13 protein-coding genes are annotated in these 15,275 nt (G+C 43.6%); all 13 read left to right on the top strand.

The genetic code is table 11. The annotated features are described in order from the left end of the window. The first annotated feature begins 100 nt into the window (after nt 1-100). The 13 genes from glmU to ftsH all read left to right on the top strand — a co-directional run bounded on the left by glmU (nt 101) and on the right by ftsH (nt 15,247). Entirely contained in the window at nt 101-1,456 is a 1,356-nt protein-coding gene (glmU, locus tag AC3IPL_RS10320) for a bifunctional UDP-N-acetylglucosamine diphosphorylase/glucosamine-1-phosphate N-acetyltransferase GlmU (protein ID WP_489240957.1), read from the top strand. A 29-nt stretch (nt 1,457-1,485) separates the two neighbouring features. Next, entirely contained in the window at nt 1,486-2,451 is a 966-nt protein-coding gene (locus AC3IPL_RS10315; protein ID WP_489240956.1) for a ribose-phosphate diphosphokinase, read from the top strand. Nucleotides 2,452-2,586: 135 nt separating this feature from the next. Beyond that, complete coding sequence (locus tag AC3IPL_RS10310) at nt 2,587-3,231, top strand: 50S ribosomal protein L25/general stress protein Ctc (protein WP_489240955.1); 645 nt, start codon at nt 2,587-2,589, stop codon at nt 3,229-3,231. Nucleotides 3,232-3,363: 132 nt separating this feature from the next. Beyond that, on the top strand, nt 3,364-3,936 hold the full coding sequence (gene pth, locus AC3IPL_RS10305; RefSeq protein WP_489240954.1) for an aminoacyl-tRNA hydrolase: 573 nt from the start codon (nt 3,364-3,366) through the stop codon (nt 3,934-3,936). Next, complete coding sequence (gene mfd / locus AC3IPL_RS10300) at nt 3,933-7,436, top strand: transcription-repair coupling factor (protein ID WP_489240953.1); 3,504 nt, start codon at nt 3,933-3,935, stop codon at nt 7,434-7,436. Before pth ends, mfd begins: the two co-directional genes overlap by 4 nt. Next, on the top strand, nt 7,423-8,925 hold the full coding sequence (locus AC3IPL_RS10295; RefSeq protein ID WP_489240952.1) for an oligosaccharide flippase family protein: 1,503 nt from the start codon (nt 7,423-7,425) through the stop codon (nt 8,923-8,925). The genes mfd and AC3IPL_RS10295 overlap by 14 nt, the downstream gene beginning before the upstream one ends. Before the next feature lie 11 nt (nt 8,926-8,936). Further along, the gene (locus AC3IPL_RS10290; RefSeq protein WP_489240951.1) at nt 8,937-10,079 is read left to right on the top strand and encodes a MazG nucleotide pyrophosphohydrolase domain-containing protein; all 1,143 of its coding nucleotides are present in this window, start codon (nt 8,937-8,939) and stop codon (nt 10,077-10,079) included. 1 nt (nt 10,080) lies between these two features. Beyond that, a complete protein-coding gene (locus AC3IPL_RS10285; protein WP_489240950.1) occupies nt 10,081-10,350 on the top strand; it encodes an RNA-binding S4 domain-containing protein in 270 nt (89 codons plus the stop codon). 11 nt (nt 10,351-10,361) lie between these two features. Further along, nucleotides 10,362-10,736 (top strand): FtsB family cell division protein, encoded by a 375-nt coding sequence (locus AC3IPL_RS10280; RefSeq protein WP_489240949.1) that lies wholly within the window; start codon nt 10,362-10,364, stop codon nt 10,734-10,736. 92 nt (nt 10,737-10,828) lie between these two features. After that, a complete protein-coding gene (locus AC3IPL_RS10275) occupies nt 10,829-11,215 on the top strand; it encodes a S1 domain-containing RNA-binding protein (RefSeq protein ID WP_489240948.1) in 387 nt (128 codons plus the stop codon). A gap of 59 nt (nt 11,216-11,274) precedes the next feature. Continuing rightward, on the top strand, nt 11,275-12,516 hold the full coding sequence (gene tilS, locus AC3IPL_RS10270; RefSeq protein WP_489240947.1) for a tRNA lysidine(34) synthetase TilS: 1,242 nt from the start codon (nt 11,275-11,277) through the stop codon (nt 12,514-12,516). Then, nucleotides 12,509-13,048, top strand: a complete 540-nt coding sequence (gene hpt / locus AC3IPL_RS10265) for a hypoxanthine phosphoribosyltransferase (RefSeq protein WP_489240946.1) — start codon at nt 12,509-12,511, stop codon at nt 13,046-13,048. Before tilS ends, hpt begins: the two co-directional genes overlap by 8 nt. 117 nt (nt 13,049-13,165) lie before the next feature. Further along, on the top strand, nt 13,166-15,247 hold the full coding sequence (gene ftsH / locus AC3IPL_RS10260; protein ID WP_489240945.1) for an ATP-dependent zinc metalloprotease FtsH: 2,082 nt from the start codon (nt 13,166-13,168) through the stop codon (nt 15,245-15,247). Nucleotides 15,248-15,275: the final 28 nt, after the last annotated feature.

The raw sequence follows: 15,275 nt of genomic DNA, 5'->3' as shown, positions 1-15,275 counted from the left end.
TGCTGAGTGGATTACAACGTGTCAACTACTGATACCTCTTGAAACTCGTACGTCTATTAAATTATAATAGAGGTAAAGTGAATGATGGAGGCGCTCTTTTATGAATAGACAAGCAATCATCCTGGCTGCTGGCAAAGGTACACGTATGAAGTCAAAACTATACAAAGTACTGCATCCTGTCTGCGGCAAGCCGATGGTGAAACATGTACTTGATAACGTCCGCAGTGCGGGTGTTACAGAAGTCGTAACTATTGTCGGACACGGCGCTGAGCAGGTGAAGAATGTGCTGGCTGGAGAATCTAAATTCAGCATGCAGCAAGAACAGATGGGAACGGCCCATGCGGTATCGATGGCGAAAGAACATCTAGGTGAATCGACTGGGACAACAGTCATCATTTGTGGAGACACTCCGTTGATTTCTGAAGAAACAATCAATAATTTTATTACGCATCACGAAAATAGCGGGGCGAAAGCGACTATTCTCTCAGCAGTGACGCGGCATCCATTTGGATACGGGCGCATTATACGTGATGAGCATAACAACGTCGTAAAAATTGTTGAGGAAAAAGATGCGTCTCTTGAAGAGAAACTGGTTTCTGAAATCAGTTCAGGAACATTCTGTTTTGATAACGCAGCTTTGTTTGACAAGCTTGCTCAAGTTAATAATGACAATGCACAAGGTGAGTATTATCTGCCGGACGTCATCCAGTTGCTGCAGGCGGACGGTGAAAAGGTGGAAGCCTATACGACTGAAGACTTTGACGAAACATTGGGTGTCAATGATCGCGTGAACCTGGCAAAAGCAGAACGATTGATGAGACGTCGTATTAACTGCGGACATATGATGAATGGTGTGACATTAATTGATCCTGAAACGACTTACATCGGCGCAGATGTAGTAATTGGAGCAGATACTGTCATCTATCCCGGCACTGTACTTTCAGGTAAGACAGTCATCGGTGAAGATGTCATGATTAGTGCCAACTGTGAAATCACTGATAGTACAATCGGTGACAGAGCGCATATTAAACAATCAGTCGTTACTGAATCAGTCGTGGGTGAAGATACAGCTGTTGGACCATATGCTCAGCTGAGACCAGGCAGTGATATAGGAAAAGCTGCGAAAATCGGTAATTTTGTGGAAATCAAAAAAGCAAGACTGGATGATGAGGCAAAAGTATCACATTTGAGCTATATCGGAGATGCTGTCATTGGTGCGCGTACGAATATAGGATGTGGTACAATTACAGTCAACTACGACGGTAAGAATAAGTTCAAAACAACCATCGGTAAAGATGCATTTATCGGATGCAATTCAAACTTAGTGGCCCCAGTGACAATCGGTGATGATTCCTTCATTGCTGCAGGATCGACGATAACAGATGATGTACCGGAATCAAGTCTGGCACTTGCCCGTGCGCGTCAGACAACTAAAGAAGGATATTACAAAAAATAATGAGCAGGACTACGATGGGAGTTAATACAATGTCAAACAGTGAATACAAAAATTCAAAGCTAAAGATTTTCTCGTTAAACGGTAACCAGCCACTTGCAGAAGAAATTGCACGTTATATCGGAATTCCATTAGGGAAATGTAGTGTCAAAAGTTTCAGTGACGGGGAAGTTCAAATCAACATCGAAGAAAGTATCCGCGGCTGTGACGTCTTTATCGTTCAACCGACGTCTAATCCAGTCAATGAACACTTAATGGAATTATTAATTATGATTGATGCTTTAAAGCGTGCGTCTGCAGCGACAATCAATGTGGTGATGCCGTATTACGGTTATGCACGCCAAGACCGTAAAGCAAGAAGTCGTGAACCTATCACAGCGAAACTTGTTGCTGATATGATTGAAAAAGCTGGTGCAGACCGCGTCATCGCATTAGATCTTCATGCACCGCAGATTCAAGGATTCTTCAATATTCCGATTGATCATTTAATGGGGGTACCAATTCTTTCAGATTACTTCCTTGAACGAGATGACATTGATCTGACTGAAACAGTTGTGGTCTCTCCGGACCATGGTGGTGTGACGCGTGCACGTAAAATGGCAGACCGTCTAAAATCACCGATTGCGATCATCGATAAACGCCGTCCGAAGCCTAATGTGGCAGAAGTGATGAACATCGTCGGTGATATTAACGGTAAAACAGCAATCATCATTGACGACATCATCGATACAGCAGGGACTATTACTTTGGCAGCACAGGCACTGATTGATAAAGGTGCAAAAGAAGTCTATGCTTGCTGTACTCATCCAGTATTATCAGGACCTGCTTATGAAAGAATTGAAAACTCCGCGATTAAAGAACTTGTCGTGACAAACTCCATCGTTCTTACTGAAGAACAGAAACCGGCAAAAATCAAACAGCTGTCAGTCGGTGAATTACTAGCTCAAGCAATCATCAGAGTCTATGAACAAGAATCGGTCAGTGTATTGTTCGATTAAAAATGTTTACCCTCACTATTGTGAGGGTATATTTATTTCATGAACGATAAAAAACATTCTGCAAGCAGGTTACCACAACTGATGGGCAGGTGTAGGAGCGCTTACGGAGCGCAGTCGAAAGGATGAAATAATATTATGACATCATTAAAATCAGTAACTCGTGAAGGTAAACAGACAAAATCAGTATTAAACCAATTGAGAAACGAAGGAAATATTCCTGCAGTCGTCTATGGTTATGGTGCTGAAAATACATCAGTACATGTTGTAGAAAAGGATTTCGTTAAAGTCATCCGCGAAGTTGGACGTAACGGTGTTATCGAATTAGAGGTCGATTCTCAGCCAGTCAAAGTAATGGTATCTGATTATCAAGTAAATCCACTTAAAAATCAAATCACTCACATTGATTTCTTAGCAATCAATATGAAAGCAGAATTGACAGTTGATGTTACAGTGACATTAACAGGAGAAGCTGCCGGCGCTGCTGAAGGCGGCGTTGTACAACAACCACTCTATACAGTATCAGTCACAGCAACACCAGACGAGATTCCTGAAACAATCGAAGTAGATGTGACATCATTGAACATCGGTGATACGATTTCAGTTGCTGACTTACGTACAGGTAGAAACTTCACTATTAACAATGAAGATGACGAAACAGTAGTATCTGTTGTACCACCAACAGTCGAAGCTGAAGAAGGCGATGAAACAGAAGCTGTTGAAGGCGAAGCAGCTGAAAACACTGAGGCAACTGAAGAAAACAGCGAAGAAAAATCAGAATAACAAGTAATTTTTAAACGCCCTGGCAGCGCCGGGGCGTTTTTCTTTATGGATGAGACAGTTGATTTCTTTATTTTTCACGGTTATCGAAAAATGGTAAACTCTTTATATTAGGATTAATGGTAGGAGGCTGTTATGAAGTGTATCGTAGGGCTCGGTAATATCGGGCGTAAATATGATGGGACAAGGCATAATATCGGCTTTATGGTGGTCGATGAACTCGCAAAAAAACACCATATCGAACTAGATAAGCAAAAATTCAATGGTTTGTATACAGTCGCTATGATTAACGGCGAAAAAGTACTGCTGATTGAACCAATGACATATATGAACTTATCTGGTGAAGCGGTAAGACCACTGATGGACTATTACAAAGTAGCACTGGAAGATTTATTAGTATTGTATGATGATCTTGATATGCCGCCTGGAAGACTGCGGCTCAGACAAAAAGGTTCAGCAGGTGGTCACAACGGTATTCGATCAATGATACAGCATTTAGGGACTGATCAATTCAAACGGATTCGAATTGGTATCGGACGCCCGAACGGACGCATGAGTGTGCCGAACTTCGTGCTGCAGCGATTCACAGACGATGAGATGATAGTGATGGACCGTGTCATTGACCGGACAGTGGAAGCGTGTGAGACATTTCTTACACAGGAGCGTTTCGAAAATATAATGAATCAATATAATGGTGATGTCAATTGAGAACTATAATAACTAAAATTTTAAGCCAGGATGAACGATTTAATGAATTAAGCAGTATATTCGGCAGGAAAAACTTGTTAATCACTGGTTTGAACCCTTCTGCGAAAGCAACTATGATTGCAGAGCAGTATATCGCTGCCGGCAGACAGATGATGATTGTAACGAGCAGCCTGTATCAGGCAGAGCGGCTTGAATCTGATTTATCCCAGCTGCTGTCAGCGGACGAATTATTTAAGTACCCTGTTCAAGATATTATGATTGAAGAGTTTTCGACAAAGAGCCCGGATTTAATGAGTGAACGTATAAGAACCTTGTCCCATCTAATCACTGGACGACCTGGGTTATTTATCGTACCTATTAACGGACTTAAAAAATTAGTCACACCGAAGCAGTTGTTCGGTGCTCATGTTCTGACATTGAAGCTAGGAGAAGATCTTGATCTAGCAGAATTACAACAGCAGCTTATCGATATGGGTTATATGAGACGTAACCGCGTGACGACCGTGGGTGAGTTTTCTGTCCGGGGCGGCCTCGTTGATATTTTTCCCATGATCGGCCGGCCTGTCCGGATGGAACTCTTCGACACTGAAATTGATGCACTTCGTCACTTTGATGCGGACAGTCAGCGGTCAGAAGACAATATTGAATCAGTCGATATTACGTCAGCGAGCGAGTTCATCTTCAATTCAGAGCAGATTGCACGCATTCAGCAGGAACTCAAACAAGCGCTGGAAAAGACTGAGAAGAAAGTATCGAAAGAAGCGGCTGAAACGCTGCATGAAACATATGATTCATTGATGATGCATACGACAGAACTGCTCGATCATAATATTTTACGTCGAGCTATTAAGTTTGCTTATCCGATTGAAACGACAATCGTCGATTATTTGACTGATGATGCGATTGTTGTTGTTGACGAGTACAATCGTATCAAGGAATCGGAGCTTGCAGTGACACGCGAAATTGAAGAATTTCAGACGTCACTTATTGAATCAGGCCGCGGATTTATTGGTCAGAGCTTCATCAAAGAGGCTGCGTTCAATCAACTGCTGAACCGTTATAAGACTGCCTTCTTTACGCTCTTTACAGCAACGATGCCAGTAGCGATTGAAGAGCTCGTCAAATTCTCATGTAAACCGGTTCAGCAGTTCTACGGCCAATATGATTTAATGTTCTCAGAGTTTGATCGATTCAAAAAACAAGGATACACCATGGTAGTACTCGCTTCTAACCCAACCCGTAAGAAAAAAATAAAAGATATGCTGGTCGATATGCAGCTGCCGGTTGCTGTCGATCGAGTGACAGAAGAGACGGGTGTTGCATTAATTACTGAAGGGGATTTGTCTGAAGGCTTCGAGCTGCCGTTCATGAAGCTTGCTGTAATCACTGAAAGAGAGTTGTTCAAACTCCGCAAAGAGAAGCCGAGACGGACGCAGAAGAAGTTATCGAACGCAGAGAAGATCAAGTCCTATCAAGAACTGAATATTGGAGACTATATCGTTCATGTGCATCACGGTGTCGGCCGTTATATGGGCGTTGAGACACTGCTCGTCAACAACATCCACAAAGATTACATCAAAATTCAGTACAAAGGTACAGACCAGTTGTTTGTTCCTGTCGATCAGATGTCGTATGTTCAGAAATTTGTCGGCTCAGAGGAAAAAGAACCTAAACTGAATAAGCTCGGTGGAACTGAATGGAAGAAAACAAAAGCCCGGGTCCAGCAGAGTGTCAATGATATCGCAGATGAACTGCTGAAGTTGTATCAGGAACGGGAACGTGTGCAAGGTTATCAGTTTGGCCCGGATACGGAAGAACAAGAAAACTTCGAGATGGATTTCCCCTATGAACCAACAGAAGATCAAGTGCGCTCGCTCGCTGAAATCAAAGAAGATATGGAAAAACCAAAACCGATGGACCGCCTGTTATGTGGGGATGTCGGTTATGGTAAGACGGAAGTTGCCGTTCGTGCAGCCTTCAAAGCAGTGATGGATGGTAAGCAAGTTGCTTTCCTTGTACCGACGACAATTCTTGCGCAGCAGCACTACGAAACATTCATTGAACGAATACAGGATTTTCCGGTTGAAGTGCAGATGATGAGCCGCTTCAGAATGGCAAAGGAAATCAAGCAGACGAAAGAAGGGCTGAAGTCTGGATTCGTTGATATCGTGATCGGTACACACAAACTACTCAGTAAAGATGTCGTCTATAAGGACTTAGGATTATTGATTGTCGATGAAGAACAGCGTTTTGGTGTTACCCATAAAGAGAAGATTAAAGCACTGAAAACGAATGTCGATGTTCTGACACTGACTGCAACACCTATTCCAAGAACACTTCATATGAGTCTGCTCGGCGTCCGTGACTTGTCAGTCATTGAAACGCCGCCGGAAAACCGCTTCCCAGTGCAGACATATGTGCTTGAGTACCAGCAGAACTTCATCAAGGAAGCGATGGACCGGGAGCTTGCTCGTAACGGCCAGGTCTTTTATTTATACAACCGGGTGCAGACGATCTATCAAAAAGCTGAGCAGTTAGAGATGATGCTGCCATCTGCCCGTATTGCGGTCGCGCATGGACAGATGTCGGAGCGTGAACTGGAAGAAACGATGCTCGCGTTTATTAACGGAGAATACGACGTTCTTGTAACGACGACCATTATCGAAACGGGTGTTGATGTACCGAATGCCAATACGCTCATTATTGAAGACGCCGATAAATTCGGTTTAAGTCAGTTGTATCAGCTGCGCGGACGTGTAGGCCGAAGCAACAGAATCAGCTATGCTTATTTTCTGCATGCGCCCAACAAAGTGCTGACAGAAGTCGCCGAGCAGCGGCTGCAGGCCATCAAGGAATTCACCGAGCTCGGTTCTGGATTTAAGATAGCGATGCGGGACTTGAATATCCGCGGCGCAGGTAACCTGCTCGGTCGTCAGCAGCATGGTTTCATTGATGCAGTCGGTTACGACTTGTACTCTGAAATGCTTCAGCAGGCAGTCAATGAAAAACGAGGCATTGAAGTGAAGGAAGAAGTGCCTGACATCGAAATCGATGTGCAGGTCGATGCTTACATTCCAGCTGAGTACATACGTGAAGAACAAGCGAAAATTGAGTTCTACAAAAAACTACGCTCAATTGAGACCGAACAGGAACTGATGGATGTTCAGGACGAACTGACTGATAGATACGGTGATTATCCTGTAGAAGTCGATCGACTTCTTAAAATCGTTAAGGTCAGAATCAATGCCTTGATGTTCGGTATCGTTCGTGTAAAAGAAACAGGAAAAGAAATCGAAATAATGGTTTCTGAAGCATCGACTGCAAAAGTTGACGGTGCGAAGCTGTTCAAAGATACAGAATCATTCGGTCGTGAATTGACCATCAGTGTGTCAGAAAACAAGATGAAACTGGTCCTTAAAAAGCGCGGCAACTGGCTGCAGTCTCTTGTTCAATTGACAGATGTGATACAAGGAAGCTTGAAAATTGATGAAGAAGAATGAGGGTGTCTTCAGTACGGTCATCGTGCTGACGATAACAATGTTTCTTGTCAAAGTTTTGAGTGCAGTATACCGCGTTCCTTATCAAAATGTCCTCGGTGATGCCGGGCTGTATGCTTACCAGCAAGTCTATCCGGTCATTGCAATCGTCTCAGTACTCAGTCTCAATGCGATACCAAGCGTCATCAGTCAGCAGCAGGATAAGAATTTCCCAGGAAAATTAGTCAATGTACTGCGCATGATCAGTCTGCTGGTGCTGGTCATCTTAGTTGTCTTCAGTGATGGCGTGACCACATTGATGGGAGATGTCCAGTTAAGCGGCATGTTCAAAGCAGCAGCACTTGTGCTCCTGCCGTTCAGCTTTGTCGCCGTTGTCCGGGGAAGACTGCAGGCTGATAATGAGATGCGGACGATTGCTGTGTCGCAGTTGATTGATCAGCTGCTGAGAGTAGCGACCATTTTAATAGCAATCTTCCTGTTCACTAAAGGATTTACGATTTATGAGAGCGGTATGCTCAGTATTTTCGGATCATTTTTGGGCATTTCCGGTGCATGGCTTTACTTGAAGTATGGCAGGCAGCTGAAAATATCAGGCAGGGGATGGCTATCCGCTGCAGAATTCAAGCGGTTCTTTGTATTGACACTCTTCTATTCGCTCAGTTATCTCATCATGATTCTCTGGCAGGTCGTCGATAGTTTTACGGTACTTAACGGATTGAAACAGTCCGGCTTAGCCATTGAAGAGGCGCGGGTACTAAAAGGTATCTATGACCGCGGGTCGTCACTCATTCAAATGGGGCTGATCGTGACGACATCGTTTTCACTCGTTCTCATCCCTCTCCTTGCAGCCAGTCGAACCAGCAAAGATTATACGTTGATGAATGACTATGCGCGTTCAGCTCTTAAAATCACCATCATATTCAGCAGTGCAGCAGCTGTCGGATTAATGAATTTAATCAGGCCGTTTAATTTGTTGTTGTTTGAAGATACACGTGAAGCAGCAGCGCTCGGTGTCTATATGCTGGCGATTATCTTTGTTTCGCTTATCATTATGTACACCGCGATGCTGCAGGTAACTGAACAATATATGATTCAAGCACTCGGGGTAGCAGCAGGGCTCATTGTGAAAATAGTATTGAACATCATTCTCGTCACGCAATTTGATGTGTTCGGCGCAGCAGTGGCAACAGTGAGCGGCCTTGCTGTCTATACTTGCTTGCTGCACAGTAGTATTCACAAACGCTATACGTTAACCATGCGGTCGTTCATCATTAAATGGGTCATCGTCCTTATCACGATGAGTGCAGCTCTGCAGATCGTCTGCCTGATTCCTGCTGCAACAAGAGTCAGTGCACTAGTAGTTTCCTTGATAGGTGTCGCCTTAGGGGTTATGATAGTAATAACAACACTGACGAAATGGAAGCTGCTGACGAAGCAGGAGTGGACTTATTTGCCGTTCGGCGATAAGGTCATTGATTTGATGAAAGAATGAAGGGATACAAGATGAACGCTATTACTGTAATTGGACTCGGAAACTACGGACTCGATGAACTGCCGTTCGGTATTTATCAACTCCTTAACAAAACGAAAAAAGTATATGTCAGAACGTTAAAACATCCAGTGATTGATGAACTGCCGGACGTCAATTGGCACAGCTTCGACGAGACATATGAACGTCACGATCAGTTCGAAGCGGTATATGAAGATATTGTTGAGCAGCTTGTTGAGGCAAGTCGTCATCAGCCGGTGGTCTATGCCGTACCAGGACACCCGATGGTTGCTGAGACGACCACTCAGCTGCTGCTGAAACGCGATGATGTGAACGTGACCGTCAAAGGCGGAAAGAGTTTTATCGATGATTTGTTCACCGCAGCGGGTTACGATCCTAATGATGGCTTTCAGCTGCTTGATGCAACACAGTTTGAGACGAATCGCGTCAATATCAGAAACGCACTGATTGTGACACAAGTGTACAACCAAATCGTTGCAGGTGACCTGAAAATTTCTCTGATGACAAAATATCCTGAGGATCATCCTGTTGTCATTATCACTGGTGCACGCGGTGCGGCTGCAACTTATCAACACGTGCCGCTATATGAATTAGACCATGAATTCCAAGAATCCAATCTGACAAGTTTGTTCATTCCACCAGTGACCGGTGACGGCCTGAATGGTGAATTTAGTACTTTAGTTGAAGTAATGACAACACTCGTAGGTCCGAATGGCTGCCCGTGGGATCAGAAACAGACCCATCAATCATTGAAACGGTATTTGATTGAAGAAAGCTATGAACTGATGGCCGCGATTGATGCAGATGATATCGACAATATCATTGAGGAGCTCGGCGATATTCTACTGCAGGTAGTCTTCCATGCAGCTATAGCAGAAAAAGAAGAAATGTTTGATGTCAGAGAAGTAGTGACGTCAATTACTGACAAGATGATTCGTCGACATCCCCATGTCTTTGGTGCAGAACAAATCAGCACGATAGAAGAGCTGAACGTCATATGGGAAGCAGAAAAGCGTAAAGAAGGCAAACAGCCTCGGGAATTCAAAGCAGAAAAAGTGTTTGCTGACGTTGTGGCAGCCATCTATGAACGCATGCAGCAAGGCATACCGATAGAACAAGCGATAAAGGAGATATAGAATGAGACTCGATAAATATTTGAAAGTATCACGGTTGATCAAACGACGGACACTTGCTAAAGAAGTGAGTGACCAGGGACGTATTACTATCAACGGTAACGTTGCAAAAGCATCATCCAATGTCAATATCGGCGATGAACTGGTAGTTAAACTCGGACAGCGTATCATTACTGTCGAAGTGACGGCATTGTCAGAACATGCTACTAAAGACAACGCAAAGCAGATGTTTGAAGTGAAAAAAGAAGAGAAAGTTAATTCTATGCTTGAATAGGGGGAATCAAGATGGCGCGTAAAGTTAAAAATATTAACAACGACTACACGAAGCAGAACCGGATCAAAGTGAAGTCCAGCCGTGTCGTCAGAAAGAGAATGTCAGTATTCGGCGGCGTGCTGGTGGCCATCTTGCTATTTCTGACAATATTGCTGATTGTCCAGCTGCAGCAGAATAAAGAATTGAAACAAGCTCAGGATGCTAAAACAGAAGAACTCGCTCAGCTGAAGGACAAAGAAATTGCCTTAAAAGAAAAGTTGAAGCAGTTAAACAACAAAGAATATATTACTAAAATAGCACGCAGTGAATATTTCCTGAGCAATGACGGAGAAATCATATTCAAGATACCTGATGAGGACAACGGTAAAAAAGCTGACGAAGAGTAAACATTCAGAAAACTAATGAAGCTGGTTGTCATTTAAAGGAATCAGTCATATAATAAAGATAGGAAAAAAATCTGGGAGGATTCATTAAACATATGTCAATTGAAGTTGGAAGTAAGTTAAAAGGTAAAGTCACAGGCATTAAAAATTTCGGTGCATTTGTGGAGTTGCCTGAAGGAAAAAGTGGTCTTGTGCATATTAGTGAAGTAGCAGATAGTTACGTTGAAAATGTTGCAGATCACCTCGAACTAGGTCAGGAAGTAGAAGTCAAAGTATTAACTATAGGTACTGACGGCAAAATCAGCCTTTCTATAAAAAAAGCAAAAGAAAGACCAAGACCTCAGAGAGCACCACAGCAGGAGAAAAAGCCTGAGGATTTTGAGAAGAAACTGTCCAACTTCCTGAAGGATAGTGAAGATCGACTAACTTCAATTAAACGTCAGACTGAGTCACGTCGTGGTGGTAAAGGTTCTAAACGTTAATAGATTGTCAGAAAGATTGTCTGCGGACAATCTTTTTGTTATTTGAAGGAGGGCTGACAATGAATTGTTGCTGGAATGCTGAGCAGCATGTAGCGGTTGCTGTATCAGGCGGCGTTGACTCTATGGTCCTGCTCGATCAGGTGAGAACGTCCGGGACATTCAAAACATTATCAATCGTGCACGTCAATCATGGGCTGCGCGCCGAATCAGCAGTGGAACAGCAGATGATTGAGCATTATGCAGCAACTTATGGCATTCCCTGCTATACATCGCAGATTCCATCCGGCTACTTTGATGCCGATAAAAGTATCCAGCAGGCAGCCCGTGATTACCGCTATCAGTTTTTTGATCAAGTGATGACCGATCAGCGACTGGATGTTCTGCTGACGGCTCACCATCGGGGCGATCAGCTGGAAACGATAGCCTTTCGTCTGTTGACGCGCCGCTTCTATATGCAGCCGCTAGGGATTACAGATGACAAGCGGAGCAGCTATCAATTGTGCAGGCCGCTGAAAGATGTCAGTAAGTCGGCATTACGTGCCTATGCTGAAACTCATGCTATTCCCTACATGGAAGACGCATCGAACAGCAGCACAAAATACGCACGCAATGCGATTCGTCACGAACTGCTGCCGACTATAGATGCCATCGACCAGCTGTCATCCGATGCATTGATTGATTTTGCTGACTGGCATGCAGATGTGCTGGAACTGATTGCACTGAACGTTTTGGACTTCAGCCGTGCTGTGACTGAAACAAAGCGGGGGTACCGCTGGGCGAGAGAGGCGTTCAACCAGCTGAATCACTTAGTGAAACGCGCCTTATTAGTCCAGCTGATTGAGTCAAGTGAACACGAACCACTGGCGCTCAGCTACCTTGATGAAATTATCCGGGTTGCAGCGTCGGATACTGTGCAGGTCAGTTTCTCTGTGACTTCACAATGGAATATTGAAATTGCATATGATAAATTGATGGTACACCGTGTCCAGCCGCTGGATGATTATTTGGAGATTCAATCACCTGGGAAATACTTATTCAATGATTATGAAATTGAACTGACCTCTCCAACTGATCAAATAATTATTGTCAGACTGCCGCAGCCTCATGATAAAATAAAGGTTGGCAATCATCACCAGAAGGTTAATCGCATCATGATCAATGACAAGGTGCCGGATTCTGAAAGAATCAGGCTGCCGATTGTAGAAATAGAAGGAAGCATTGTAGCAGTCGGCACGTTAAAACGTGCGCACCACCCTATACACGACATATTGATAATTAAAGGAGAAGAACAACATGCATAATGATATCGGAAGCATCGTATTGACAGAGGAACAGATTGAAGCAGCCTGCAACAGACTAGGTAAACAACTGACTGAAGATTATAACGGTAAATTGCCGCTATGTGTCGGTATACTGAAAGGGTCTGTCTTGTTTATGACAGACTTGATCAAACATATCGATACACATGTCGAAATTGACTTTATGGACGTATCAAGTTATCACGGTGGTACGGAAAGCACGGGAGAAGTGAAAATCCTTAAAGATCTGGGAACATCAGTTGAGAACCGTGATGTCATCATTATCGAAGACATTCTTGAAACGGGTACGACACTTAACTCTATTATCGATCTGTTGAAATACCGCAAAGCAAATTCTATCGAAATTGTGACGCTTCTCGATAAACCATCACGTCGCAAAGTTGATATTCAAGCGAAATATGTGGGAGAAAAAATTCCTGATGATTTCGTAGTAGGCTATGGTCTTGACTATCAGGAGAAATATAGAAACCTACCTTATATCGGCCTTCTCAAAGAAGAAATTTACGCTAAATAATAGAAATCTGACTGAGTTTGACTATTTTTGATTTTTGAAGTGCAATTAGTAGCTTGATAGCGATTAAGTATGATAGAATTTTTTTAGCTTTACATATGAATTAGGAGGATAACGTGAATGCAAAAGGCCTTTCGTAATATTCTGATGGTCGCTTTATTCGGCATCGTCATTTTTGGTGTATTTTCTTGGATTAATGGTAACGGCGCCCTGCCAAAACCAATCACATATACAAAATTAATGACCGAACTGGAAAAAGGTAACGTGGAAGAATTGACGTTACAACCGGCTCAGGAAGTTTATTTAGTCAATGGTAAACTAAAAGGTGCAGACAAAAATGAAACATTTACATCTGTCGTACTTTACAATAACGAGAAAGATCTAGAAAGAATTACAGATATTGCAGAAGCCAATAAAGGTGAAATGGACTTTACTATTAAACCTGCTGAGAAACAGAATGTCTTCTTAGGTATGCTCTCAACATTAATCCCGTTATTACTGCTTGCCTTCTTCTTTATCTTCTTCTTGTCACAGTCACAAGGTGGCGGCGGCGGTGGCCGTGTGATGAACTTCGGTAAATCTAAAGCAAAACTGTACGACGACAAAAAGAAAAAAGTAAGATTTACAGATGTTGCAGGTGCAGACGAAGAGAAACAGGAACTTGTAGAAATTGTTGATTTCCTAAAAGACAATCGCAAGTTCAAAAAAATGGGTGCTCGTATTCCTAAAGGGGTACTGTTAGTCGGCCCTCCAGGGACAGGTAAAACGTTACTTGCCCGCGCTGTAGCAGGAGAAGCAGGCGTACCGTTCTTCTCTATCAGTGGTTCTGACTTCGTCGAAATGTTCGTCGGTGTCGGTGCGAGCCGTGTCCGCGACTTGTTCGAAAACGCAAAGAAAAATGCCCCATGTATCATCTTCATCGATGAAATCGATGCAGTTGGTCGTCAGCGTGGTGCAGGTGTCGGCGGCGGTCATGATGAGCGTGAGCAGACACTCAACCAGTTACTTGTTGAAATGGATGGTTTCGGTGAAAATGAAGGCATCATTATGATTGCTGCAACTAACCGTCCTGACATTCTAGACCCGGCGCTACTTCGTCCAGGTCGTTTTGACAGACAGATTCAAGTGGGTCGTCCAGATGTCAAAGGACGTGAAGCGGTACTGAGAGTACATGCGCGCAACAAACCACTTGATGAAACAGTAGATATCAAGGCACTTAGTCAGCGCACACCAGGTTTCTCTGGTGCCGATCTCGAAAACCTATTGAACGAAGCCGCATTAGTCGCTGCCCGTCAAGGTAAAACGAAAATCGATATGCGTGACATCGATGAAGCAACGGACCGAGTCATTGCAGGTCCAGCTAAGAAATCACGTGTCATCTCAGAGAAAGAACGCAATATTGTCGCATGGCATGAAGCAGGTCATACAGTCATCGGTAAAGTACTTGATGAAGCAGAGATGGTTCATAAAGTGACAATCGTACCGCGCGGCCAGGCCGGTGGTTACGCAATGATGTTACCGAAGCAGGACCGTTATTTCATGACGAAGCCGGAACTGCTGGATAAGATTGTCGGACTGCTCGGCGGTCGTGTCGCAGAAGAAATTACATTCGGCGAAGTATCTACTGGTGCTCATAACGACTTCCAGCGTGCTACAGGAATTGCGCGTCAAATGGTTACTGAATATGGTATGAGTGATAAACTTGGACCCCTTCAATTCGGTAATACACAAGGCGGCGAAGTGTTCTTAGGCCGTGATATGCATTCTGAGCCGAATTATTCCGATCAGATTGCCTACGAAATCGACCTTGAAATACAGCGTATTATCAAAGAAGCGTATGAGCGCTGTCGCGAAATCTTGACTGAACACCGTGAACAACTCGATCTGATTGCAAGAACGTTACTCGTTGAAGAAACACTTGTGGCCAATCAGATCGAAAGCTTGTTCCGCAACGGGACACTGCCTGAAGTAAGCTATGATGATTCACATCTCTATCATCCGACAGTGAAGTCAGATGACAGAGTGACCGTTCAACATAGTGATGACAGAGTGACCATTACAGATGTAGATGATGCTGATGACAAAATCGGCTCATCATACGAAGAAGTCAAAAAAGAATTAGAAGAGGGTGACGATGTTCAGGACCAAAGCAGCAACCAGCCTGAACGAAAAGTTGACCGTCTGGATAAAGATGAATTTTAAATTTCTATCCCTTTCTCACTGTCTGACA

Source organism: Macrococcus sp. GL_134, assembly GCF_057834705.1.
The sequence above is the reverse complement of the archived record's forward strand: the minus strand, read 5'-3'. Positions and strand labels throughout refer to the sequence as shown.

Coding starts and splice junctions, on each gene's coding strand:
- glmU (WP_489240957.1), top strand. CDS start 101: ATGAATAGACAAGCAATCATCCTGGCTGCTGGCAAAGGTACACGTATG.
- AC3IPL_RS10315 (WP_489240956.1), top strand. CDS start 1,486: ATGTCAAACAGTGAATACAAAAATTCAAAGCTAAAGATTTTCTCGTTA.
- AC3IPL_RS10310 (WP_489240955.1), top strand. CDS start 2,587: ATGACATCATTAAAATCAGTAACTCGTGAAGGTAAACAGACAAAATCA.
- pth (WP_489240954.1), top strand. CDS start 3,364: ATGAAGTGTATCGTAGGGCTCGGTAATATCGGGCGTAAATATGATGGG.
- AC3IPL_RS10295 (WP_489240952.1), top strand. CDS start 7,423: ATGAAGAAGAATGAGGGTGTCTTCAGTACGGTCATCGTGCTGACGATA.
- AC3IPL_RS10290 (WP_489240951.1), top strand. CDS start 8,937: ATGAACGCTATTACTGTAATTGGACTCGGAAACTACGGACTCGATGAA.
- AC3IPL_RS10285 (WP_489240950.1), top strand. CDS start 10,081: ATGAGACTCGATAAATATTTGAAAGTATCACGGTTGATCAAACGACGG.
- AC3IPL_RS10280 (WP_489240949.1), top strand. CDS start 10,362: ATGGCGCGTAAAGTTAAAAATATTAACAACGACTACACGAAGCAGAAC.
- AC3IPL_RS10275 (WP_489240948.1), top strand. CDS start 10,829: ATGTCAATTGAAGTTGGAAGTAAGTTAAAAGGTAAAGTCACAGGCATT.
- tilS (WP_489240947.1), top strand. CDS start 11,275: ATGAATTGTTGCTGGAATGCTGAGCAGCATGTAGCGGTTGCTGTATCA.
- hpt (WP_489240946.1), top strand. CDS start 12,509: ATGCATAATGATATCGGAAGCATCGTATTGACAGAGGAACAGATTGAA.
- ftsH (WP_489240945.1), top strand. CDS start 13,166: ATGCAAAAGGCCTTTCGTAATATTCTGATGGTCGCTTTATTCGGCATC.